At 59.9% G+C, this 22,252-nt stretch carries 22 protein-coding genes; 1 reads left to right on the top strand and 21 read right to left on the bottom strand.

Annotated elements, in window-relative coordinates; genetic code table 11:
• Nucleotides 1–285: 285 nt before the first annotated feature.
• The 3 genes from ACTQV4_RS04615 to ACTQV4_RS04605 form a co-directional block, all read right to left on the bottom strand.
• Complete coding sequence (locus ACTQV4_RS04615) at nt 286–1,686, bottom strand: phosphoglucomutase/phosphomannomutase family protein (protein ID WP_441569389.1); 1,401 nt, start codon at nt 1,684–1,686, stop codon at nt 286–288.
• A 175-nt stretch (nt 1,687–1,861) separates the two neighbouring features.
• Nucleotides 1,862–2,755, bottom strand: coding sequence for a homocysteine S-methyltransferase family protein (locus ACTQV4_RS04610; protein ID WP_154518399.1), 894 nt, complete (start codon nt 2,753–2,755; stop codon nt 1,862–1,864).
• A 12-nt stretch (nt 2,756–2,767) separates the two neighbouring features.
• Nucleotides 2,768–3,190, bottom strand: coding sequence for a metal-dependent transcriptional regulator (locus tag ACTQV4_RS04605; protein WP_154518396.1), 423 nt, complete (start codon nt 3,188–3,190; stop codon nt 2,768–2,770).
• A 120-nt stretch (nt 3,191–3,310) separates the two neighbouring features.
• On the opposite strand from ACTQV4_RS04605, the gene pepT reads away from it, so the two are divergent.
• Complete coding sequence (gene pepT / locus ACTQV4_RS04600) at nt 3,311–4,558, top strand: peptidase T (protein ID WP_427719695.1); 1,248 nt, start codon at nt 3,311–3,313, stop codon at nt 4,556–4,558.
• Nucleotides 4,559–4,572: 14 nt separating this feature from the next.
• Here the strand turns inward: pepT and ACTQV4_RS04595 are convergent, their stop codons facing one another.
• From ACTQV4_RS04595 to ACTQV4_RS04510, 18 genes are all read right to left on the bottom strand, one after another.
• Nucleotides 4,573–4,809: a hypothetical protein gene (locus ACTQV4_RS04595; protein ID WP_441569388.1), complete on the bottom strand. Its 237-nt coding sequence runs from the start codon at nt 4,807–4,809 to the stop codon at nt 4,573–4,575.
• A gap of 2 nt (nt 4,810–4,811) precedes the next feature.
• A complete protein-coding gene (locus ACTQV4_RS04590; RefSeq protein ID WP_441567565.1) occupies nt 4,812–6,065 on the bottom strand; it encodes an LCP family protein in 1,254 nt (417 codons plus the stop codon).
• Nucleotides 6,066–6,077: 12 nt separating this feature from the next.
• Nucleotides 6,078–7,361 carry a UDP-N-acetylglucosamine 1-carboxyvinyltransferase gene (murA, locus tag ACTQV4_RS04585; RefSeq protein ID WP_154518387.1) on the bottom strand — a complete coding sequence of 428 codons (1,284 nt, stop codon included), beginning with the start codon at nt 7,359–7,361 and terminating at the stop codon, nt 6,078–6,080.
• 88 nt (nt 7,362–7,449) lie between these two features.
• A complete protein-coding gene (gene atpC, locus ACTQV4_RS04580) occupies nt 7,450–7,842 on the bottom strand; it encodes an ATP synthase F1 subunit epsilon (RefSeq protein ID WP_427727755.1) in 393 nt (130 codons plus the stop codon).
• 5 nt (nt 7,843–7,847) lie between these two features.
• Nucleotides 7,848–9,302 carry a F0F1 ATP synthase subunit beta gene (atpD, locus tag ACTQV4_RS04575; protein ID WP_427727748.1) on the bottom strand — a complete coding sequence of 485 codons (1,455 nt, stop codon included), beginning with the start codon at nt 9,300–9,302 and terminating at the stop codon, nt 7,848–7,850.
• Nucleotides 9,302–10,210 carry an ATP synthase F1 subunit gamma gene (gene atpG, locus ACTQV4_RS04570; RefSeq protein WP_441032003.1) on the bottom strand — a complete coding sequence of 303 codons (909 nt, stop codon included), beginning with the start codon at nt 10,208–10,210 and terminating at the stop codon, nt 9,302–9,304. Before atpG ends, atpD begins: the two co-directional genes overlap by 1 nt.
• Before the next feature lie 5 nt (nt 10,211–10,215).
• Nucleotides 10,216–11,823 (bottom strand): F0F1 ATP synthase subunit alpha, encoded by a 1,608-nt coding sequence (gene atpA, locus ACTQV4_RS04565; RefSeq protein WP_427727745.1) that lies wholly within the window; start codon nt 11,821–11,823, stop codon nt 10,216–10,218.
• A 2-nt stretch (nt 11,824–11,825) separates the two neighbouring features.
• Entirely contained in the window at nt 11,826–12,302 is a 477-nt protein-coding gene (locus ACTQV4_RS04560) for a F0F1 ATP synthase subunit delta (protein WP_427727743.1), read from the bottom strand.
• Entirely contained in the window at nt 12,295–12,912 is a 618-nt protein-coding gene (gene atpF / locus ACTQV4_RS04555; protein ID WP_441569387.1) for a F0F1 ATP synthase subunit B, read from the bottom strand. The genes ACTQV4_RS04560 and atpF overlap by 8 nt, the downstream gene beginning before the upstream one ends.
• Nucleotides 12,913–13,104 carry an ATP synthase F0 subunit C gene (locus tag ACTQV4_RS04550; RefSeq protein ID WP_303941830.1) on the bottom strand — a complete coding sequence of 64 codons (192 nt, stop codon included), beginning with the start codon at nt 13,102–13,104 and terminating at the stop codon, nt 12,913–12,915.
• Nucleotides 13,105–13,202: 98 nt separating this feature from the next.
• Nucleotides 13,203–14,000 carry a F0F1 ATP synthase subunit A gene (atpB, locus tag ACTQV4_RS04545; RefSeq protein ID WP_441032000.1) on the bottom strand — a complete coding sequence of 266 codons (798 nt, stop codon included), beginning with the start codon at nt 13,998–14,000 and terminating at the stop codon, nt 13,203–13,205.
• Between the two features lie 45 nt (nt 14,001–14,045).
• Nucleotides 14,046–14,339, bottom strand: coding sequence for a hypothetical protein (locus tag ACTQV4_RS04540; RefSeq protein ID WP_441031998.1), 294 nt, complete (start codon nt 14,337–14,339; stop codon nt 14,046–14,048).
• Between the two features lie 468 nt (nt 14,340–14,807).
• A complete protein-coding gene (upp, locus tag ACTQV4_RS04535) occupies nt 14,808–15,455 on the bottom strand; it encodes a uracil phosphoribosyltransferase (RefSeq protein ID WP_040359658.1) in 648 nt (215 codons plus the stop codon).
• A 123-nt stretch (nt 15,456–15,578) separates the two neighbouring features.
• Complete coding sequence (gene glpK, locus ACTQV4_RS04530) at nt 15,579–17,120, bottom strand: glycerol kinase GlpK (protein ID WP_441031995.1); 1,542 nt, start codon at nt 17,118–17,120, stop codon at nt 15,579–15,581.
• Nucleotides 17,074–17,877 carry an L-threonylcarbamoyladenylate synthase gene (locus tag ACTQV4_RS04525; protein WP_427727732.1) on the bottom strand — a complete coding sequence of 268 codons (804 nt, stop codon included), beginning with the start codon at nt 17,875–17,877 and terminating at the stop codon, nt 17,074–17,076. Before ACTQV4_RS04525 ends, glpK begins: the two co-directional genes overlap by 47 nt.
• 209 nt (nt 17,878–18,086) lie before the next feature.
• On the bottom strand, nt 18,087–19,337 hold the full coding sequence (locus ACTQV4_RS04520) for a N5-glutamine methyltransferase family protein (protein WP_441031993.1): 1,251 nt from the start codon (nt 19,335–19,337) through the stop codon (nt 18,087–18,089).
• A 632-nt stretch (nt 19,338–19,969) separates the two neighbouring features.
• Complete coding sequence (gene prfA, locus ACTQV4_RS04515; RefSeq protein WP_154518366.1) at nt 19,970–21,037, bottom strand: peptide chain release factor 1; 1,068 nt, start codon at nt 21,035–21,037, stop codon at nt 19,970–19,972.
• A gap of 299 nt (nt 21,038–21,336) precedes the next feature.
• A complete protein-coding gene (locus tag ACTQV4_RS04510; protein ID WP_441031991.1) occupies nt 21,337–22,239 on the bottom strand; it encodes a peptidase dimerization domain-containing protein in 903 nt (300 codons plus the stop codon).
• Between the last annotated feature and the right edge of the window lie 13 nt (nt 22,240–22,252).

Below are 22,252 nucleotides of genomic sequence, written 5' to 3'. Positions count from 1 at the left end.
GAAAAACGAATCCAAGTCAGACCATTTCAAATGGTTCGATGTCTGCCCGGATGCGACACATCTGGTGTGTCCATCCTCGCAGTATCCGGTTCTCAAGGTGCACGCCTGCGCCGGTTCCCGGTCCGACCGGGCCGCGCGGCAAGGAGATATATTGCCAGACCGGAGGGGCCCGCGGGGCGGGAATCTGGTTGCACACAGATCCTACACATTTATACCCGCAGCTGACGCTTGCCAGTCGTTACCTACCACTCGCCGAGCATATCTTTATATTGAGCAGCCCCATGGCTAGAGCCGATATGCGCCCCGAGCCAAAGCGCAGCCGGCATCAAGCAGCTCGTCGCGCTCCTCCACCGAAAAGCCCTCGGCGTACACTCGCACCACCGGCTCAGTGCCACTCGGGCGAACCAACAGCCAGGTATCATCCTCAAATGCCAAACGCAAACCGTCCATGTGACTTACGCTCTGCGGCGCCTTGCCGCAAATCGACTTGGGATTCACACCGGGAAGCAGCGTGCGCAGCGACTCGGCATCTTCTGCCTCAAGTCGTAAATCTCGACGGCCATAACTTGTTTTTCCAAAACTCGCCTCGAGCTGATCGACCAGCACGCCCAGCGAAGCCCCCGTCTTTGCCATGAGCTCACACAGGAGTAGGCAAGCGAGAATGCCGTCACGCTCGGGCATATGCGCGGCAATGCCGATGCCACCGGCCTCCTCACCGCCCATAAGCACCCCGTCTTTTTTCATCTCGGCGGCTATATATTTGAAGCCAACCGGTTTTACGGTCACGCGGCAACCGAGTGCCTCGGCAACACGACGTACAAGCGTCGAGCACGATAGATTGACGACGACTCGCCCCTTCAAATTGCGAAACTGAACCAATTCGCCCATTACGAGCGCCATGATCTGATGCGGATGTATATATCTACCGCGCTCGTCGACCGCGCCAATACGGTCAGCATCGCCATCGGTCACCAGGCCGGCACACGCGCCGTCTTCGATAACTGCACGCTCGCAGGCATCCACCCACGGCTCTACGGGATCGGGACAGATATCCCCCCAATCCGATGCTTGCCCCGCATGAATCTCATGGACCTCAACACCCAGCTCGCGCAGCAAATCGGCAAGATAACCTTGAGCCGCTCCCCCCATGGGATCGACCACCACGCGCAGACGAGCGGCACGAATGGCATCGGCATCGACAAACGATGCTACCGCTCGCATATAGTCGGGAATGATATCCGCCGTGCGATACTGCTCCTCGAGCCCCAGAGGTTCGGCGGCCATCGTTGCCTCGAGCTCTTCGATGACGTCCTGGCTTGCCGTGGAACCATCGCCCATGCGCAGTTTGAGACAGAGATAGCCCTGCGGATGATGTGAACCGGTCACCATGAGCGCCCCGCACGCCTCGCCATCGTATGCGGCAGCCCACGTGATGGCAGGCGTGGGTACAAAACGGGCCGCGAGCACGGCATCAAGGCCATGGGCCGCAAGCACGCCAGCTGCAAGTTCTGCAAACTCGCGCGCCCGGGGACGGGTGTCATACCCGATATATACCGTCTTGCCGGGATATGTCTTTTGCCAGAGCTCGCCGGCGGCATCAGCGATACGGGCAACATTGTCAGCGTTAAAATCCTCGCCGACGCGAGCTCGCCAGCCATCAGTTCCAAAATGAATTATCGCGCACACACGCAGACACCTCGCAGTGTTTGGATCATGGTACGCAGGTGGTATACCCGCAACGAGCGCCCGGCAAGCCGCCGGCGCACGCATTCACCGTTTAGGCAAAAGCCGTCGAGGGCGCATATAGACAAAAAAACCGCCCCGGTCGGGGCGGTAATTCGAATGTGCTTTTCTTAGAACTCTATATATCGAGCGCGTCTGCCATAGCAGCCGTCGTGATCGCCGTGGTTCCGCAACAGCCACCAACCATTGCGGCGCCAGCCCGCTTCCACTCGACGCATGCGCGCGCGAAAGCTTCGGGGTCCTCGTGCCACACGGGCCCATCTTGCGTTTGGACCGGATTTCCCGCATTGGGACGTACAGTAACGGGCGTCGTGGCTATCTTGACCATTCTTGGTACCGCAGCGGTAGCCGCTGTCAGGGTGCAGCAATTGACCCCAACCGAGCTCGCACCGTGCTTCTCGGCATACAAGATGGCACCTTCGATGTTTAGGCCATCACCCAGCAGGTCGCCCTTGTCATCAATAGCAAAGCTCACCAGAACGGGCATGCCATCAGCGGCATCATGGACACCGGCGAGCACGGGCTGCAGATTGCGGATAGACGTGATCGTCTCGACCAGAATCCCGTCGACGCCGGCGTTGAGCAGGGCGGACGCCTGCTCGCGAGCATTTGCGCGAATCTCTCGATACTCGGAAGAATCCTCGACAAACCACTCAATCGCAATAGGCCCCATGGACCCCAACAATAGCTGGGGATTTGCCTGGCGGGCATCGTCGACCGCCCCGCGATTGACCTCTGCCATAGATGGAGCGATTTCATCGCGATCGAGCGCAAAACCCGATGCCTGGAACGTATTGGTAATAAGCACCTGTGCACCAGCGGCGGCATACAGTCGGTGGATGCGAGAAACCGTCTGCGGTTCGGCGAGGTTCCAAAATGCCGGCGGAATATCGGCAGCACCGTATTCACTCAGCAGCACGCTGCCCATCGGACCCTGTGCCAGCAGCGTCTCGCTGGCAAGTCGGCGCATAAGCTCCTCGCCGCCGAAGCGATTGTAATAACTCGTATCCATATATATGTTTCGCTATTCCTCGATGCTGATTCCCTGCTTTTCGAGATAGGCGAGCCAACGGACCATTGTGTCCTCGGAAAGCGCGTGCTCCATCATGCAGGCCTCGGCATCGGCGCGCTCAAAGTCGACGCCGAGCTCCTGGACCAAAAATGTGCGAATCAGGCGATGGCGATACCAGATAGCCAAACCGACCTCGCGCCCACGGTTGGTCAGGATAACCTTGCCGTAGTGAGACTGCTCGACAAGTTCGGATGCCTTGAGAGCCGAAACCGCCTTGTTGACCGATGCCTTCGAGACGCCAAGGCGCTGTGCGATATCGACCGACCGCACGCCATTAGTCTCCCCATCCTCGCTTTCGATGCGAACCATGCACTCCAAGTAGTCTTCGTTCGCCACCGTTAGATGTAGCTCGCGCGAGCTATTTGTCGTATCCATGAACATCCGTCCCTTCTGCATTCAATGGCTGATTCTACCCCATCCAAGCGTCGCGGTATGCTGCGGCATACCGTGCTAGAGTTCTTGTTGCACACGACAACCAAGATTGGAGCGGTCTCTATGGAAAACACCACCACGAACCCCGACGTACTCGAGCGTTTTTTGCGCTACGTCCAGATCAACACACAGTCCGAGGATGCCAACTGTGACCAGGTTCCGTCGAGCACCGTCCAGTTTGATCTTGCCAATGTGCTTGCCGAGGAATTGCGCGAGCTTGGTGCAACCGATGCCCATGTAACCGAAAACGCCTATGTCTGCGCTCACATTCCCGCGAGCGCCGGCTCCGAGAATAAGCCCGCCCTGGGCCTGATCGCGCACCTCGACACCACCGAGGTCGCACCGGGCGCCGGCGTAGCGCCGCACATTGTGCACTACGAGGGCGGCGACCTGGTTTGCGGCATCGTCGACGGCAAGCCCGTATCCATGAGCACCGCCAAGCTCCCCGCCCTCAACAACCTTTTGGGCGAGGACCTGGTTTGCACCGACGGCACCACGCTGCTGGGCGCCGACGATAAGGCCGGTGTCGCCGAGATTATGGCGCTCGTCGCACGCATTGCACAGGACCCCAGCCTGCCCCACCCCACGCTTGGTATTTGTTTCTGCCCGGACGAGGAAATCGGCCACGGTGCCGAGCTGTTGGATATCGAGGACTTTGGCTGTAAGTATGCCTACACAGTCGACGGCGGTCCGGTTGGCGAGCTTGAGTGGGAGTGCTTCAACGCCGCCGAGGCTACCGTTAGCTTTGAGGGCCAGTCCATTCACCCCGGCGACGCCAAGGGCCGCATGGTTAACGCGGGCAATCTGTTCTGCGACTTCAATGCCCTGCTCCCCTACGTGCAGCGTCCGGAATACACCGAGGGCTACGAGGGCTTCTATCACCTTGAGGGCGTTTCTGCCACAGTCGACCATGCCACAGCGCGCTATATCGTCCGTGATCACGATGCCGCCAAGTTCCAGCAGAAGCTCGATCTGATGGATGCTGCCGCCGCGCTGCTCAACCAGCGTCTGGGCGAGGAGCGCGTAACGGTCGAGATCAAGCACCAGTACCGTAACATGGCCGAGATTGTCCGCGACTACCCAGAGCTGATCGATGTCGCTAAGGAATCCTTCCTTGCCTGCGATGTTGAGCCCCAGGTGCTGCCGATTCGCGGCGGCACCGACGGTGCACAGCTGTCGTTCCGCGGCCTGCCCTGTCCCAACCTTTCGACGGGCGGCTACTGCTACCACGGCGTCAATGAGTTTGTTCCGGTCAGCTCGCTCGTCAAGATGACCGACGTCTTGCAGGAGCTCGTCGCCCGCTTCGCATAAGGAACTCGAATAATCTAGGTAAGCAAAATCGCCCCGTCCTCAAAACCGAGAACGGGGCGATTTTTTGGTGCAAGGGGAGTAGTCGGCATCGCTGGTTGAATCAACGTCAGCGAGCGACGTCCAGGGCGAACAAGTTGGCATGAAAAAGGCAGGACATTGATTCTGGTCATGCCCTGCCTTTTGAATGAAAAATTGTCGCTCTGGGCGGCGCGCAGCGTCGAGCCGTTGCGCGGGCTGGCAAGCTCGCGCAACCCTAGTAGTTGGCTTCGTAACCGTTGCCGTCGCCAGTGGGCTCCTCGTAATAATATGAGCTGTAATCCGAATCGTCCGAATAGCTCGAATCGCCCGAATAACTAGAATCGTCCGAGCTTTCCGACGAACCGGCCGTACCGTAGGCGTAATCGTCAGAAGTATGGTTGCTCAAATCACCGATTGTGGAGCTGGTTCCGTCGGATAGGCCCATGGTGTTTGGTCCCTTAGGATCCTTGCCGGCATCGACGCGCGCCATCATCTCCTTAAGCTCGTCCTCGTAGACAAAGACATAGCTCTGACCGTCGATCATGGTGGTTTCATCTGCGTAGGAAGGCAGATTCGCCGAATAGATGCCATCGACATCCATGCCGCGCATAGCATTGACCGTAGACACGATGTCCTGAACGCTCATATCGGTCACAAGCATATCGGACAGCGAATTAACCAGGTCGAAGACCTTCGTAGCATCAAAGTTGTTGAGAATCTGGTTGGCAAGGGCACCAAGCACCTGGCGTTGGTGACGCATGCGCGTATAGTCGCCGTCGGCATAGGTATAGCGGCAACGGGCATAGGTGAGCGCGGTAGCACCGTCCATGTGCTGCTGGCCTGCCGTAATCTTAATGTCCAGATGCTCGGGGTCATCGACATCGTCGGTGGCGTTGATGTCGATACCGCCCACAGAGTCAATCAATGATTGCATACCGTCAAAGCTAACCTCGGCATAGTGGGAAATCTGCACGCCGCACAGCTCATTGACCGCTTGAACCATGGCCTCGGCACCGCCATAGGTATGGCAGGCGTTGATCTTCATGGTTTCGCCGTTATAGACAACCTTGGTATCACGTGGAATGGATATAAGCGTAGCCTGCTTTTGCGTAGGGTCGATGCGCGCCAAGATAATTGAATCGGAGCGATACGTGTCCTCGCCCGGACGACCATCGGTACCCAAAAGAAGCACGTAGAACGGATCCTTGGCCTCATTGGTATCCACCAAGATATGGCGCAGATTGTCGGTAATGACATTGGAATCGCCAAGCTTGCCCATAATGTTGGCGAACCACAGCCCGGCGGCAGTCGTAGCGCTCAGCAGCACGCCAAGCACGGCGATAAGCGCAACGCGACGGATTGTCTGGCCGCGGCGGCGCTGACGAGCGCGCTCGGAGTAGCGTGCAACATTATCGCGACTGTAGATCTTGGCCTGTGCGCCGGTTGAAGGTCTTCGAGTATCCGCTAAGGGCTTCTTATTATTAAACATAGGCAACCTGCATTAGTAGATGACGGGATCGGGAACAGTGGCGTGCTCGACGTTTGCACCAAGTGCCTGCAGTTTTTCGACAAACTGCTCATAGCCACGTTTGATGTGATGGATGGCCGAGACCTCGGTAACGCCGTCGGCGATAAGGCCAGCAACGACGAGCGCGGCGCCGCCGCGCAGATCAGGCGAGGTAACCTGTGCACCCGAGAACCCCTTGACGCCATGAATCATGGCGTGATGGCTTTCGATGCGGATATCCGCGCCCATACGGACCAGCTCCGACGCGAACATGAAGCGGTTCTCGAAGATATTCTCGGTAATCACAGAGCTGCCATCAGCAAGAGCGGAAAGCACCATGATCTGCGCCTGCATGTCCGTCGGGAAGCCCGGGAACGGGAGTGTCTGAATATCGACCGGCCTGATGTGCTCGACACGACTCACGTGAACGCCATTCTCGATTCGCTCACACTCGATGCCCATGAGCTCCATCTTCTTGAGCACCATGCCCAAGTGAATGGGGCAAAAGCCCGTAACGTCGACACCGCGGTCATCGGCCATCAGAGCACCGGCAACGATAAAGGTGCCGGCCTCGATGCGGTCGCCCACCACGCGATGGGTAACGGGATGCAGTTCGTCCACACCTTCGATGGTCACGACGGGCGTGCCGGCGCCAACAATCTTGGCGCCCATCTCGTTGAGCATGTTGGCAAGGTCGACGATCTCGGGCTCGCGAGCCGCATTATCGATAACCGTAGTGCCTTGTGCGCGCACGGCCGCCATGATGAGGTTCTCGGTAGCGCCGACGCTGGCAAATTCAAGCGTAACCGTGGTACCACGCAACCCCTGAGGAGCGTTGGCATTGATGTAACCGTGTGCAGTGTCGAATTCTACGCCCAGCGCCTCAAGACCCAAGATGTGCATGTCGATCTTACGGGCACCCAGATTGCAGCCACCCGGCATGGCAATCTTGGCACGATGGAAACGGCCCAGCAGGGGACCCATCACGGCCGTGGAGGCGCGCATCTTGGCGACAAGCTCGTAGGGAGCCTCCCAGGAATCAACCTGAGAAGTGTCGATCTCGAGCGTATGCTCATCGAGAACGTCAATCTTGGCGCCCATACCCTTGAGCACCTTGCCCATAACATGGACATCCGAAATATCGGGCACGTTCTGCAGCGTCGTCTTCCCCGGTGCCAGAAGCGTTGCCGCCATGAGTTTGAGTGCAGAGTTCTTTGCACCCGAAACAGGCACGGAGCCTCCGATGGTGTGGCCACCTTCAACACGGATAATATCCAAGGTCTACCCTTTCAAAAAGCATGCCCGGGATGGCTGGGCCATCCCGGGCATGATGTGTTCGCAAATAGTCGAACGCCAAATCGTTTGACTATTGGGCAAGCATGAGCTTACACCATGCGATTTCATTATAGAGGTAGGCGCGACGTGCATCATCCTCCGACAAATTACCCAGCTTCTCTTCAAAACCTTGAATATCAGCTTTAAGCTTGTCGGCATCGACGGTCGCCAAATCGCAAGCGCGCTCGGCGAGGACAATCACGACATCGTCCGCAACCTGGGCATAGCCGCCGTCCACAGCAAACGTGTGGTCGACGGTGCCCATTTGCTTATCACAAACGCGAACGTAGCCGCGATCGATCGTGCAGATCTCGCTAGCGTGACGCGGAAGAATGCCGAACTCGCCGTCCGTGGAAGGCAGGGCGACAAATGCCGCCTCGCCTTCATAGGCGCAGCTCTCCGGACACACGATGCGGATTTGCATAGCCACTACTTCTCCTCCATCTTGGCGGCGCGCTCGCGCACGTCGTCAATCGTGGACGCATAACGGAACGCCTGCTCGGGCAGGTCGTCGCACTCGCCGTCGACAATGGCGGCAAACGAGCGGACCGTGTCCTCGACACGGATGTAGACACCGGGGTTGCCGGTGAACTGCTCGGCGACGTGGAAGGACTGAGACAGGAACTGCTGGAGCTTACGGGCACGGTTGACCGTAAGGCGCTGCTCCTCGGAAAGCTCGTCCATACCCAGAATGGCGATGATGTCCTGCAGGTCGGAGTACTCCTGGAGCAGCTCTTGGACTGCGACGGCCACACGATAGTGCTCCTCGCCGACAATCGAGGGATCCAGGGCGTCGGAAGAGGAAGCCAAGGGGTCGATTGCGGGATACAGACCGAGCTCGGCGATGGAACGCGAAAGAACGGTCGTGGCGTCGAGGTGCGTAAACGTCGTGGCGGGAGCCGGGTCGGTCAGGTCGTCTGCAGGGACGTAGACAGCCTGAACGGAGGTGATGGAACCCGTCTTGGTCGAGGTGATGCGCTCCTGGAGGTCGCCCATCTCGGTAGCCAGCGTGGGCTGGTAGCCAACAGCGGACGGCATACGGCCCAGAAGGGCGGAAACCTCGGAACCGGCCTGGGAGAAGCGGAAAATGTTATCGATGAACAGCAGGACGTCCTGGCCACGATCGCGGAAGTACTCAGCGGTGGTGAGGCCGGCCAGACCGATGCGCAGACGCGCTCCAGGCGGCTCGTTCATCTGACCGTAGACCAAGCAGGTCTTGTCGATAACGCCAGACTCGCTCATCTCGAGGAACAGATCGGTACCCTCACGGGTACGCTCGCCAACGCCGGTGAACACCGAGGTGCCGCCATGCTCCTGGGCGAGGTTGTTGATGAGCTCCTGAATCAGAACGGTCTTGCCGACGCCGGCGCCGCCAAACAGACCAGTTTTGCCGCCACGGATGTAGGGCTCGAGCAGGTCGACGGCCTTAATGCCGGTCTCGAAGATCTCGGTCTTGGTAGTGAGCTCGTCAAAATGAGGTGCCGGGTGATGGATGGGATAAAACTCATCGATCTGGGGCATGGGCTTGCCATCGACAGGCTGGCCCATAACATTCCAAATGCGGCCGAGGGTCTCGGGGCCGACGGGCATCTTCATGGGTGCGCCGGTGTCGACCGCGACGACGCCGCGCTGCAAGCCGTCGGTCGACGTCATGGCGACGGTACGAACGACACCGCCGGGAAGCTGAGACTCAACCTCCAGGATGGTGCTGATGTGACCCATCGGCGTATCGGCCTCGACCGTGAGCGCGTTGTAGATCGAGGGGACAGCGCCATCGAACTTAACGTCGACAACTGCGCCGATGATACGGACGATACGTCCCTCACCGGCCGTCTGACGTGCCGTGGCCTCCTCGACCGCCGCTTTAACGGTGGTATCTGCCATTAGTGTTCCTCCAATGCTGCGGCTCCGCCCACGATCTCGTTGATCTCCGTGGTAATGGAAGCCTGACGCACGCGGTTATACGTACGGGTAAGAGTCGAGATGATCGACGACGCGTTCTCCGTGGCGGAGTGCATGGCCTTACGGCGCGCACCCTGCTCGGCGGCGGCCGAATCGATCAGCGCCTGGTGAATGACGGTCAGGATGTAGCTGGGGACCAGCTCAGCCAACACATGCTGGGCGGTCGGCACGAACTTGAACGAGGACGAAACGCGCTCGGGGCCCTCGTCTGCGTTCTTGCGCGGGCCATGTGCCATGGCGATCATCTCGGGGTCGAGCGGAAGCAAATGCTCGGTACGAAGAACCTGATCGACGCGGTTGCGAGCGTGATGGTACACGATCTCGACGCGGTCGAGCTGACCCTTGGAGTACTCGTCGCAGATATAGCTCGCGATCATGCGGGCATCCTCGAGGCTCGGGTCGGCCGAGGAACCCTCGAAGTGCATGACCGTGTTGGCACGGCTGCGGAAATACTCGCTCGCCTTGCGACCGCATGCGATGATCTCGCACTCGGCGCCATCATGTGCCCATTCGCGAGCGATTTTCTCGCAGGTGCGCTCAACGTTGACGTTGAAGCCGCCCGCCAGACCGCGATCGGACGTGATCGCGATGATCAGACCGCGCTTGAACTCCTCATGCGTCTTGAGCATGGGGTTGTCGCCGACAGTCTCTGTATCGCTCGCAACGGTGTGCATGACGTCGGTGAGCGCCTTCTTGTAGGGCTCAGCCTGCGTGGCTCGATCGAGCGCGCGACGGATCTTGGCCGTAGAGACCATCTCCATCGTGCGCGTGATCTGCTTGGTGCTCGTGACCGAGGAGATTCGCTTCTTAATGTCGCGAAGGTTAGCCATAGAGCTTAGTTCTCCTCTGCGCCCTCAGCTGCGCTCGCGGTGGAGGCATGCTTGGAGGCGTACTCGTTCTTGAAATCGGTGATGGCCTGAAGCAGCTGCTCTTTGGTCTCGCCGTCGATCTTGTTGGTACGGACCTTCTGCAGCAAGCCGCCAAAGCCAGCATTCATGTACTCGAGCAGCTCGGCGCGGAACGGCAGCACCTCGGAAAGGGGCAGGTCGTCGATAAAGCCCTCGTTGCCGGCGAACAGCGTAACGATCTGCTCGGCGACGTCGAACGGCTTAAAGCGCGGCTGCTTAAGAAGCTCGGTCATGTGCGCACCGTGGGTAAGCTGCTTTTGGGTGGCTGCATCCAGGTCGGAACCGAACTGGGTAAAACCGGCGAGCTCACGGTAGGCGGCAAGGTCCAGACGGAGGTTGCCGGCGACCTGCTTCATGGCCTTGGTCTGAGCGGAGCCACCGACGCGCGACACCGAGATGCCGACGTCGACTGCCGGGCGCTGGCCCTGGAAGAAGAGCTCGGACTGCAGGTAGATCTGACCATCGGTAATGGAAATGACGTTGGTCGGAATGTAGGCCGAAACGTCGCCGTCCTGGGTCTCGATGACCGGCAGGGCCGTCATGGATCCGTAGCCGTTCTTCTTGGACATCTTGACGGCACGCTCGAGCAGGCGAGAGTGCAGGTAGAAGATGTCGCCAGGATAGGCCTCGCGTCCGGGCGGACGATGCAGCGTCAGCGACATCTGACGATAGGCGACAGCCTGCTTGGATAGGTCATCGTAGATGACGAGCACATGGCCGCCGGGGTTGGTCTCGCTGGCGGGCTCGCCGTTCTCGCCGTTGTACATAAAGAACTCGCCGATAGCGGCACCGGCCATAGGGGCGATGTACTGCATAGGGGCCGAGTCGGCAGCGGTAGCCGAGACGATGATGGTGTAGTCGAGTGCGCCGTGCTGGGCGAGGGTCTCACGGATGTTGGCAACCGTAGAGGCCTTCTGGCCGATAGCGACGTAGATGCAGACCATGTCCTTACCGCGCTGGTTGAGGATGGCATCGATCGCGATGGCGGTCTTGCCGGTCTTACGGTCGCCGATGATGAGCTCACGCTGGCCACGGCCGATAGGAACCATGGAGTCGATAGCGAGCAGACCAGTCTGAACCGGCTCGCAGACCGGGGTGCGGTCGATAACGCCGGGGGCCTTGAACTCGATGGGGCGACGGTGCGTGGCGACGATATCGCCCAGGCCGTCGATGGGCTGACCCAGCGGGTTGACGACGCGACCGAGCATGGCGCGGCTCACGGGAATATCCATGACGCGACCGGTGGTACGGCACTCGTCGCCTTCCTTGATGACGTTGACGGCACCGAACAGAACAGCACCGACCTCATCGCGGTCGAGGTTCTGGGCAAGGCCGTAGACGGTCTCGCCGGTCTCGGAGCTCTTGAACTCCAAGAGCTCGCCGGCCATGGCGTTGCGCAGTCCCGAGACGCGCGCGATGCCGTCGCCAACCTCGTCAACATGGGAAACCTCTTGCGTGTCGACGGTAGCCGCCAGGCCATCGAGCTTCGCCTGCAGGGCGCGGGCGATGCTTTCGGCATTGAGGGTATCGGACATAACTAGGCTTCACCTCCGTTATTCAAAATCGTGGAACCGAGGGCCTCACGCGCTGCGCGCAGCTGGGTCTTGACGGTAACGTCGCGACGCTGGCCGCGGGCCTCGAGAATCAGACCGCCGATGATGGACGGATCGACCTTCTCGATCAGGAACACCTTGCGTTTTAGATCGGCCTCGCATTTCTCGGTAATCGTGCGGCGCAGCTCGTCATCGAGCGGGACAGCCGTGGTGACGGTGACGCCTACGACGTCCTCGTCGGTCGCGGTTACCATCCGATAAGCCGATGCAATCTGCGGCAGAAGATCGAGCTGGCCGCGCTCGAACACGGTACCGAGGACAGCAAGCACCTCGGGGCTGGCGTTCGCGATGACCTCAAGCTCGTGAAGATCGCGGAACACACGGCCCTCGGCCTTAGCGGCCTCCAGGAGGGTGCGTGCATAGGTCTCGAGAACCCTGTTCTCCATGCGGCTGTTAGGCATTCAGGCTACCTGCTTCCTTTATGTAGCGCTCGATCAGACGACGCTGCTCGTCGTCGTTCTCGAGGGCCTCGCCGACAATCTTGGTCGCAACGGAGACGGAAAGATCGGCGATGGAGCCGGCAGCGGCGGCATAGATGGAGTTGCGCTCGTCCTCGGCGTTGGCGTGGGCCTTGGCAATGATGTCCTCGGCCTCCTCGTGAGCCTTGGCGATAATGCGGGCGCGCTCGGACTCGGCGTCCTGACGGGCGGCGGTCACGATGTCGGCAGCCTGACGACGGGCGTCGGTGAGGAGGGCGTCGGACTCCTTGCGGGCCTCGATGGCCTTGCGCTTGGTGGTCTCAGCCTCATCGAGGCTGTCCTTGATGCGCTTGCCGCGCTCCTCCATCGTCTGCAGAATCTGCGGCCAGGCGAACTTGGCCAAAACGATGAAGATGATGAGGAAGGCAATGAGTGCAGGGACGAATTCCGCCATCTTGGGGACGAGGATCTCGGCCTTGTTCTCAGACTCCTCGGCGAATGCCGACACCGGCATGGCGAGCATGGCGCCCGTCAGCGCAGCAGCGACTTTCGCGTGGTTGAAATGCTTCATGGCGACTACCTTCGTGCTCAATTACGAAATCAGCGTAACGACGAAGCCGATCAGGCCCAGAGCCTCGGTGAATGCAGATGCAAGAATGAAGACGGTGAAGGCACGGCCCTGGACCTCAGGCTGACGAGCCATAGCGCCCGTAGCACCGAATGCTGCAAGACCAATTGCGAGACCGGCACCGATAACGCCGAGACCATATCCGATAACTCCCACGATTCCTCCTTTGTCGTGCGCGTGTGCGCAGGATAAATACCTATGTTGTAGAGGCGCACGCGGGTGCCGCGCCTCCGAACACCAAATAAATGCGACCGCTAGTGGGCGTCAGCCTCTGCGATCTGAATGTACACGGCCTCGAGGACCGTAAAAACGTATGCCTGAACAAAGGCAACGATCAGCTCGACGGCGTAGATTACCAAAAGAATCAAAACCCACGCCACGCTGGGCAGGGCGCCCACGGCGTTCATGGCCGTAAAGTGCTCCAGCATCGGCTGGGCAAAGAGCGTGGCCATGATGGCGAACGAGCCCATGACGATGTGGCCGGCGAACATGTTGCAGAACAGACGGACGGCGAGCGTGACCAGGCGCAGGCACAGCGAGAAGAGCTCGATGACCCACACGAAGACGTTCATGGGGAAGGCGACGCCCGCAGGGGCGAGGCTCTTGAAGTACCCAAAGAAGCCGTGCTTCTTGATACCGAAATAGATGAAGTACACAAACGATACGAGTGCGAGGGCGGCGGTACAGCCGATGGCACCGGTGCCGGGCTTCATGCCGGGGATGAGGCCGATAAAGTTGTTGATCAGGATAAAGAAGAACAGCGAGGCCAAAAACGGGAAGTGCTTCTTCCAGTTGTCGCCAACGACACCCTTGGCGATATCGTCCTGCACGTACTCGATGACCCACTCGACGCCGTTAACGAAGAAGCCCTCGGGGACAACCTTCTGCTTCTTAGTAAACGCGAAAAAGACCACGAACATGACGACAGCGGCGATAAGCAGCCAGAACGAGTACTGCGTCAGGCCCGCGTTAAGGTCACCCACGACCGGAGCCGAGGAGAACTCAGCGACGAGCTCGGCGATCGCGCTGGGTAACTTGGCAAATGCGTCCAAGATTCCACCTTCCCTGTTTGCCCGCACCAAGGTGGGGCAACGCCTTTAATCCTTCATAATCACCATGCAGGCGATCACGATCCAACAAATCAAAAACCCGGCGAGCTCGCCGCACAAAAAGGCGATGAGCGCCACGGGGGCTACCAGGTGCACAATTACGACGCCCATAAAGAGCACCGCAAACGACACCATGATACCCAACATGCCTACCGTCATGTTGGCATCGCGTCGATGCGCCAGCACCGAAGCAAGCGCAAGGTACAACGGCAAAAATGCAACAAGACCGACGACGAATCCCGTTGCGATGAACGGCACGTGGCCTGCCAGCTCAACCGGCATGTGCGTTCCCTTCTCGCGACATATAGCCCACATGGAGCCATACCCCGCTCACATCGTCCTAGTATTTTAGGGCGCATGATTGCAAAATCAATGCACTGTTACCCAACCTTAATCGCGTCTTTAGCCCCTTGGGGTGTCAAACGGACAAAAGGCCGAGCACTGAGGACGAATGGGTCGCGATGGCCGACGAGCGTACTTGACAAACGCCGCCGCACCCGCGTAAGCGCAGCGCGACAGCGTTGTTGACTATTGTACGAACCGAACACGCGATGACAAGTGGAAAAACGTAAGTTAATACACAACTGTACATTTTCTTAAGACACTCTTTATACCGTACCTACGGTATAGCGCGTTTTGGGCCCTCTGTGACTGCGACGACACTCATAAATATGCGTGCAGGCGTCACTCGTACACCCGCACGCACCAATCATGCACGAATGAGCACGTGCAGCTGCCCATGCCCAGCGACTAGAGCGTGCCGTAGATGCGGTCGCCGGCGTCGCCGAGGCCGGGAACGATGTAGGCAGCCTCGTTGAGATGGTCGTCGATGGCACAGGTATAGATATGCACATCTGGGTCCTTCTCGGTCAGCGACTTGAGGCCCTCGGGGGCCGCGACGATGCACAGCATGCGGATGTCCTTGACACCGCGCTCGCGCAGGTAGCTGATGGCCATCTCGGCCGAACCGCCCGTGGCGAGCATGGGGTCGACAACCAGGCAGATGCGCTGGTCGATATCCTTGGGCATCTTGCAGTAATACTCATGCGGTTCGTGGGTAACCTCGTCGCGCTCCATACCGATGTGGCCCACGCGAGCGGAGGGCACCAGGTCGAGGATGCCGTCGACCATGCCAAGGCCCGCACGCAGGATGGGCACGATGGCGAGTTTCTTGCCGGCGAGCTGTTTGAACGTGGCGGTAGTGATGGGGGTCTCGACCTCGACGTCTTCCATAGGCAGGTCGCGCATGGCCTCGTAGCCGTCAAAAAGCGCGAGTTCGCGCACGAGCTGGCGGAACTGATTGGTGCCGGTGTTTTTGTCGCGCAGGATCGACAGCTTGTGCTGAACGAGCGGATGATCGACAAGCGTCACACGGGACGCATCGTAGGTAACGGTCATGAGTTGATTGCCCCTTTCGTTGCGGCCGTAAAACGACCTTGCTGGCATGGCGCGCAGCGATGTTGCCGCCGCGCGCCATACACATGTTTAGCGGTTTGCTGTATCGAGTGGCCCGTCGCAGCCCTACTGTGCGGTACTGAGCGAGCGCTTGACCGCATCGCGCCAGCCCGCAAGGTTTTGCTCGCGGCGCTCGGCGGACATGTGGGGAAGGAAGGTCCTAACAATCTGGGCATTTTGCTCCAGCTCTTCCAGGTCTTCCCAATAGCCGACGGCAAGGCCCGCCAAGTACGCGGCACCGATTGCCGTGGTCTCCACCGTCTCGCATTGCAGCACGGGGATATCCAGCAGGTCGGCCTGGAATTGCATGATGAACTCGTTGCGCGACGCGCCGCCATCGACAGACAGGCGTTCGATCGAAAGCCCCACGTCCTGCTCCATGGCGCGCAGCACGTCGTAGCTCTGATATGCCATGGATTCGCAGGCGGCACGTACGATGGTCGCACGGCTCGAGGCGCCGGTCAGACCGCACACGATACCGCGGGCACGCGGGTCCCACCAGGGGGCGCCCAAACCCGCAAAGGCGGGAACGAAGTAGCAGCCCTCGTTGTCGTTAATCGAAGCGGCGAGTTGTGCAGACTCGCTCACGCTCGAGATGATGCCCATGTTGTTGCGCAGCCAGTTCATGGTTGAGCCGGCGGCAAAGATAGAACCCTCGAGTGCATAGCTGATCTTCCCGTCCGCGGCGATACCGATGGTGGAGACCAGACCGTTCTTGGATTCGACGACCTCGTCGCCGGTGTTCATGAGCATAAAGCAACCAGTACCATAGGTGTTTTTGGTCTGGCCGGGATGGAAACAGCAGTGGCCGAACAGCGACGCCTGCTGGTCGCCCGCCACGCCCATGATGGGTGGCATGTTGGTCATGATGTCGCTCGCGACGCGGCCGTAGTCGCCCGAACTCCAACGAACCTCGGGCATCATGGAACGCGGAACGTCAAAGAGCGCCAGCAGGTCGTCGTCCCAATCGAGCGTATGGATATTAAAGAGTGCCGTGCGGCTGGCATTGGTGTAGTCGGTGGCAAAAACCTGACCGCCGGTGAGGTTGTAGATGAGCCAGGTGTCGATGGTGCCAAACATGAGGTCGCCCACCGCCGCGCTCTCGCGTGCGCCGTCAACGTTGTCGAGAATCCACTGCACCTTGGAGGCCGAGAAATACGGGTCGAGCGTAAGCCCCGTGCGGGAGCGCACCAGCTCTTCTGCGCCCTGCTCAACCAAATTATCGATCAGAGACGCGGTGCGACGGCACTGCCATACGATGGCGTTATAGATGGGCTGGCCGCTCACGCGGTCCCATACCACCGTGGTCTCACGCTGATTGGAGATACCGATGGCGGCGATGCGATCGGAATGAATCCCGCTCTTAAACTGAACCTCCATCATGACCGCAATCTGGCTGGCAAGGACCGCCATGGGGTCTTGCTCCACCCAGCCGGGACGCGGGAAGCTGGTTTTGACGCTGCGGCGCGCTTGGGCGACGATGCAGCCGTACTCGTCGACGATGGTCGCAAGTACCGAGGTGGTGCCGCAGTCGAGCGCCATGATGTAGGAACCGCCAAAGTCAAACGAGGCATCTTCCATGCCCAGGCTGCCCAGATTCAACGACATCGCTTACACCTTTCTGTTGCATCGGGTCGGACAGGACCCGCTCAATCTCTGATGCGGGAAGTGCGCCTTGGCGCAGGATCTGAAGCCCGCCGTGCTGGAACGACACGATGGTCGAAGCGTCGCGGCACGGCGTCTCGCCCGCGTCGACGGCCACGTCGACCCCTTCTAGAATGCGGTCTTCAACGTCGGCAAAGCTTGCCGGCGCGGGCGCGCCGTGTGTATTGGCGCTCGTACAGGCAAGTGGGCTGCCACAGGTGCGAATGAGCGCCTGTACCACGGGCGATGCCGACGCGCGAAGAGCCACCGTGTCGTCGGCGGCACGCATAAAGGTCGGCACGCAGGGAGCCGCCTTGACCACAATAGTCAGGGCGCCCGGCCAGCATCGTCGGGCAAGTATGCGTGCCTCTTCTGGGATATCCACGCCGTAGCGGTCGAGGGCCTCGGCATCATCGACCAGCCAGGCGACCGTTTGGGTGAGCTCACGCTGCTTGAGGGTAAAGATGCGACGGTAGCCGGTACCGAGCGCGGGCACCGCGGCGCCGTTGACGGCAGCCTGCGGATCGCGCGGCCACGGCAGAGATTCGCTTGTATCTTGGGGCACGGCGTCCGAGAAGGCGTTGACTGCCACAGCGACGCCATAGACGGTCTCGGTCGGGATCAGGGCCAGGCCGCCACGGCCGAGCACCTCGGCCGTACGCTCGACGGCGAGCCGATGCGGCTCGCGCGCTCCCTCGAATACCCGATAGACCGTCTGCATGTGTATGCCAGCCCCTTACGCTCTGGTGAAAGTTTGTTTACTGAGGGGCATTCTCGCACGAAACGTTTAACCTATTTGTCCACAGCGCATGTTGGTTTGGTGAGCGGCTATAGCAGTCGGTGAAAGTGAGGGGTAATTGAGCCGTGACAAGCCTCTTTACATTTCCGGCGCAGCGCTCCCGCCGCCGCGCCGCCAATGCGCTTCGTACTTTACTGACGTTGTTTGGGCTCGGTGACGATAGCTCGAACGATGCGGGGACGATCGGTGAGGTCACGGACGATGCGTACGTCCGAAAGACCCGCCTGGCGGCAGAGCTCGGCCGCGGCGTCGAGGGCGCCCTCATAGAGCTCGCAGGCAAACAGGCCGCCGGCGCGCAGCATATAGGGCGCCGCATTGAGCAGGCGGCGGAAGATATCAAGGCCATCGGCTCCGCCCTCGAGCGCCAAATCGGGCTCAAAGTCCTTGACCTCGTGCGGCAGCGAGCGCATGACGTCAGTCGGGATATAAGGCGGGTTGGAAACGAGCACGTCGAAGGTGCCCCACTCCTCGCGGGGGATAGAGCTCACCAGGTTCGTGAGGCTGAAGGCGACCTCATCGGACGTCAGCCCGAGTGCATCGCGGTTTTTGGTGGCCAGGTCGATGGCGCGCGGCTCGATATCGGTAGCGGTGCAGGCGACATGGCCACGACGCTCCCAAGCAAGGGAGAGCGAAATGCAGCCTGTGCCGCAGCCGACCTCGAGAACGCGGGCAATGCGGGGGTCGGCAGGCACAGACGCGGCGGCATCCTGCACTAGGGCCGTCTCTTGTTCGACGCCTTCGATGGCAATGCCGTATTCGTCGAGCTCGGGCTCAGCGACTTCCGCGGTCTCGGCCTCAGCTGCCTGCGCGGCGGCTTCCTCGGCCTCACGATCGGCCAGCTCCTCGGCATAAGCTCGGCTGCCCAGCACGTCTCCGCCCAACGCCGCCTCATCGGCAGCCGTGAGGTTGGCGGCACGGCGCTCGGCAGTCGCGCGTTCGTCAGCCAATGCGACTTCGGCTTTACGCGCCTGCTCGACCTCGTCGTTCCATGGCAACTCTACGCGCTGGCGGGTGGCAGCCTCGGGGCTCAGAACCTCGGCATCCAGATAATTGAGGACTTCCTCGACGAGCATCTCGGTCTCGGGACGTGGAATGAGCACGCCGGGGGCGCACGCGACGTCGATCATGCGGAACTGCGTGCTGCCGGTGATGTACTGCAGCGGCTCGCCCTTGGCGCGACGGACAACCGCCGCGTGCATGGTCTCGAGCTGCGCTGCATCGAGTGTGTCGTCCATACGCATATATAAGTCGATGCGCGCTAGGCCCGTGGCTGCGCACAACAGCCACTCGGCAGAAAGACGGGGGTGCTCTTCGCCGCGCTCGGCTAGGTACTCCTTGGTCCACTCGAGACAACGCCTGATGGTCCAGATCTCGTTTGCCATGGGTCCTCCCCTCTTAAGCGCCGGGCGGCGCGCGAATGTCGGAGCAGATTGTACGCGAGGGCGGCACGCGGCGAGAGACGATTGGAAGCGATTATCGAGAATCAGCCCAGAATTTTGCACCGGGCTCGCTCAAAGTGTTCATTCGCCGACGTCTAGATTTGCATTCGTCAAGCTTTTGGCAAGGTTGCCCCAAAACTGACCAATATCTAACCAAGAACTTGCCAAATCACTTGACGTGCGACGCACCAAAAAGGGCCCCGCGACTTCTTGGACGATATTTCGATCAATATTTTCAATTGCAGATGAAGGCTGTTAATTACTTTGAGCAGGTAGACAGCTTAATTTCCAACAAAGTAGATTAAATAAACTCGAAAAGTAATTTACCCAACCTAGTCATTTAAGAACGTCCCCAATGACTACCTCTGAGGCGCCGCAGGTTGAGCATAAGTCCCCAATGACTACCCGCCGCAGGTAGAGGACGGACAGCGAGCGCCGTCCAGGGCGAATAAGTTGGCATGAAAAAGGCAAGGCATAGACCTTCTGGTCATGCCTTGCCTTTTGAATGACAAATTGTCGCCCTGGGCGGCGCGCAGCGTCGGCCGGTCCGCCGTTCGGTAGAACGGCGGAACCTACTACACGGCCTGTGCCAGCTTCTCGGCACGCTCGGCGGCGGCAAGCGCCTCGATGACGGCACCGAGTTGGTCGCCCAGAAGGACGCCGTTGTAGGTGGAGTTGAAACCGATACGGTGGTCGGTCACGCGGTCCTGGGGCTGGTTGTAAGTACGGATCTTCTCGGAACGGTTTCCGTGGCCAATCTGGCTCTGGCGCTCGGCGCCGAGCTCGGCCTGCTGCTTCTCGAGTTCCATCTCGTACAGACGGGCACGCAGCATCTGCATGCAGACCTCGCGGTTTTGAATCTGGGAACGCTGCTCCTGCGACTGCACCACGGTATTGGTGGGCAGGTGGGTAATGCGCACGGCGGAGTAGGTGGTGTTAACGCACTGACCGCCAGGACCGGAGGCACAGTAGGTATCGATGCGCAGGTCGGACTGGTTGATCTGAACGTCGATCTCCTCGGCCTCGGGAAGCACGGCGACAGTTGCCGTGGAGGTCTGGATGCGGCCCTGGGACTCGGTCTTGGGAACGCGCTGGACACGGTGCACGCCGGATTCGAACTTCATGACGGAGTAGACACGGTCGCCCTCGACCTTGAACTCGATGGACTTAAAACCGCCGGCCTCGCTGGGGCTGGAGTCGAGCACGGTGGTCTTCCAGCCACGCGACTCGCAGAAGCGTTGGTACATCTTGTACAGGTCACCGGCGAAAATGGCCGCCTCGTCGCCACCTGCGGCGGAGCGGATCTCGACGATGGTGTTCTTGTCGTCATTGGGGTCACTCGGGATGAGCATGTACTTGATGTCTTCCTCGAGCTGGGGAAGCTTGTCCTCGTTCTCGGAGATGTCCATCTGGAGCATCTCCTTCTCGTCGGCATCGGTAGTGTCACGGAGCATTTCTTTGGCAGCCTCGATGTCGTCGAGCGCGCCGATGTACTCGCGCGCAGCGGCAATGAGGTCGGACTGGTGCGCGTACTCCTTGTTGAGACGCGTGAACTCCTTGATGTCGGAGGCGACGGCCGGGTCGGAAAGCTTCTTCTCGAGCTCCTCGTAGGCCTTGATGATCTTTTCGAGCTTGTCGCGCATGGCGGAACTCCTTTATATGCGTGAAGGTGAAAATCGGCGGAATTGATGGGGCGCATGGCGCCGTTGCGGGGTAAGCCCAGCTAGAACATGTCGATTTTCAGATACATGCGCATCCCTTCGCGTATAGGGTACATAGTTGCGGTCTAACCCATATATGATAGCGTGCGCAGGCAAACCTGCATATAACCCGCACGGAATGAGTGGACGTAGTCGTTGGGGACGTTCCTTAACGACGAGTCGTTTAAGAACGTCCCCAACGACTACAACGGCTAACAAAGGGACTGTCGCTTTGTCACATTCTAGAGCGTTTGAAGCAGAGCGATGAAAAAGTGGACACCCTGGAGGTAGGCACGGCGGGTAATGCGCTCGTTGGTGCCGTGGACACCGCGATCGCACTCGTCATCGTCGACCACAAACGCCGAAAAGCGAATGCATTCAGAGCAAATACGCTGATAGTTAGCCGCATCGGTGGCACCGATCACAGTTGAGGGCACAATGCCGACAGCAGCCCCGCCCGCCGCATTCGGTACGTTTTCCTCCGCCCCCTTTTGATCACGAAAGTAGCGGGCGGCAATAGCGCGAACGGCCTCGAGCCCCGGTCCGCCAACACGTGGGGACGGCGAAGGTTCTGAGCTGCCGGGGCCAAGTTCGACCTCCACGCGCCCGGTAAGGCCCGCAGCGGCAACGGCCTCGCGGCAACGGTCAACAACATCAGCCACGCCCGTGCCCTCGAGCATGCGGAAGTTAATATTGGCCCACATATCCTGCGGCATCACGTTGGCGCCAGTGCTGCCGCCCTCAATCTGCGTGGGCGCACAGGTAGTGGTCACGAGCGGATAGAGCTTGTTGCTGGCGAGGCAGTCGCGAACAATGACGCCTCCGTTGGCGGCAATCTCATCCGCCGTGTAGAGCCCCAACTCGACAAGCTGCGCGGCAAGCAGATCGGTCACGCGCGTCGGCCACTCGATATCGCAGATTGCGGCGATAGCGCGGCTCAATACCTCGAGCGATGTGCCGCCGTAGGGGTTGGACGAATGTCCGCCTTCGCTCTTCGTCTTGAGCACGATATCGGCATAGCCCTTCTCGGCAAGGTCGGCATGCATAAGCCAGCCCTCGCCCGCGCCGTACTCGGCAGCCGAAACAATACGGTAGTCACCCTCGTCAATCAGGTATTCAAGTTCAACGCCGCGCTCCTCGAGCACGCGGCCGATGGCC

Origin of the sequence: Collinsella sp. LCP19S3_B11 (assembly GCF_052121915.1) — a bacterium.
Taxonomy (GTDB): domain Bacteria; phylum Actinomycetota; class Coriobacteriia; order Coriobacteriales; family Coriobacteriaceae; genus Collinsella.
The sequence above is the reverse complement of the archived record's forward strand: the minus strand, read 5'-3'. Positions and strand labels throughout refer to the sequence as shown.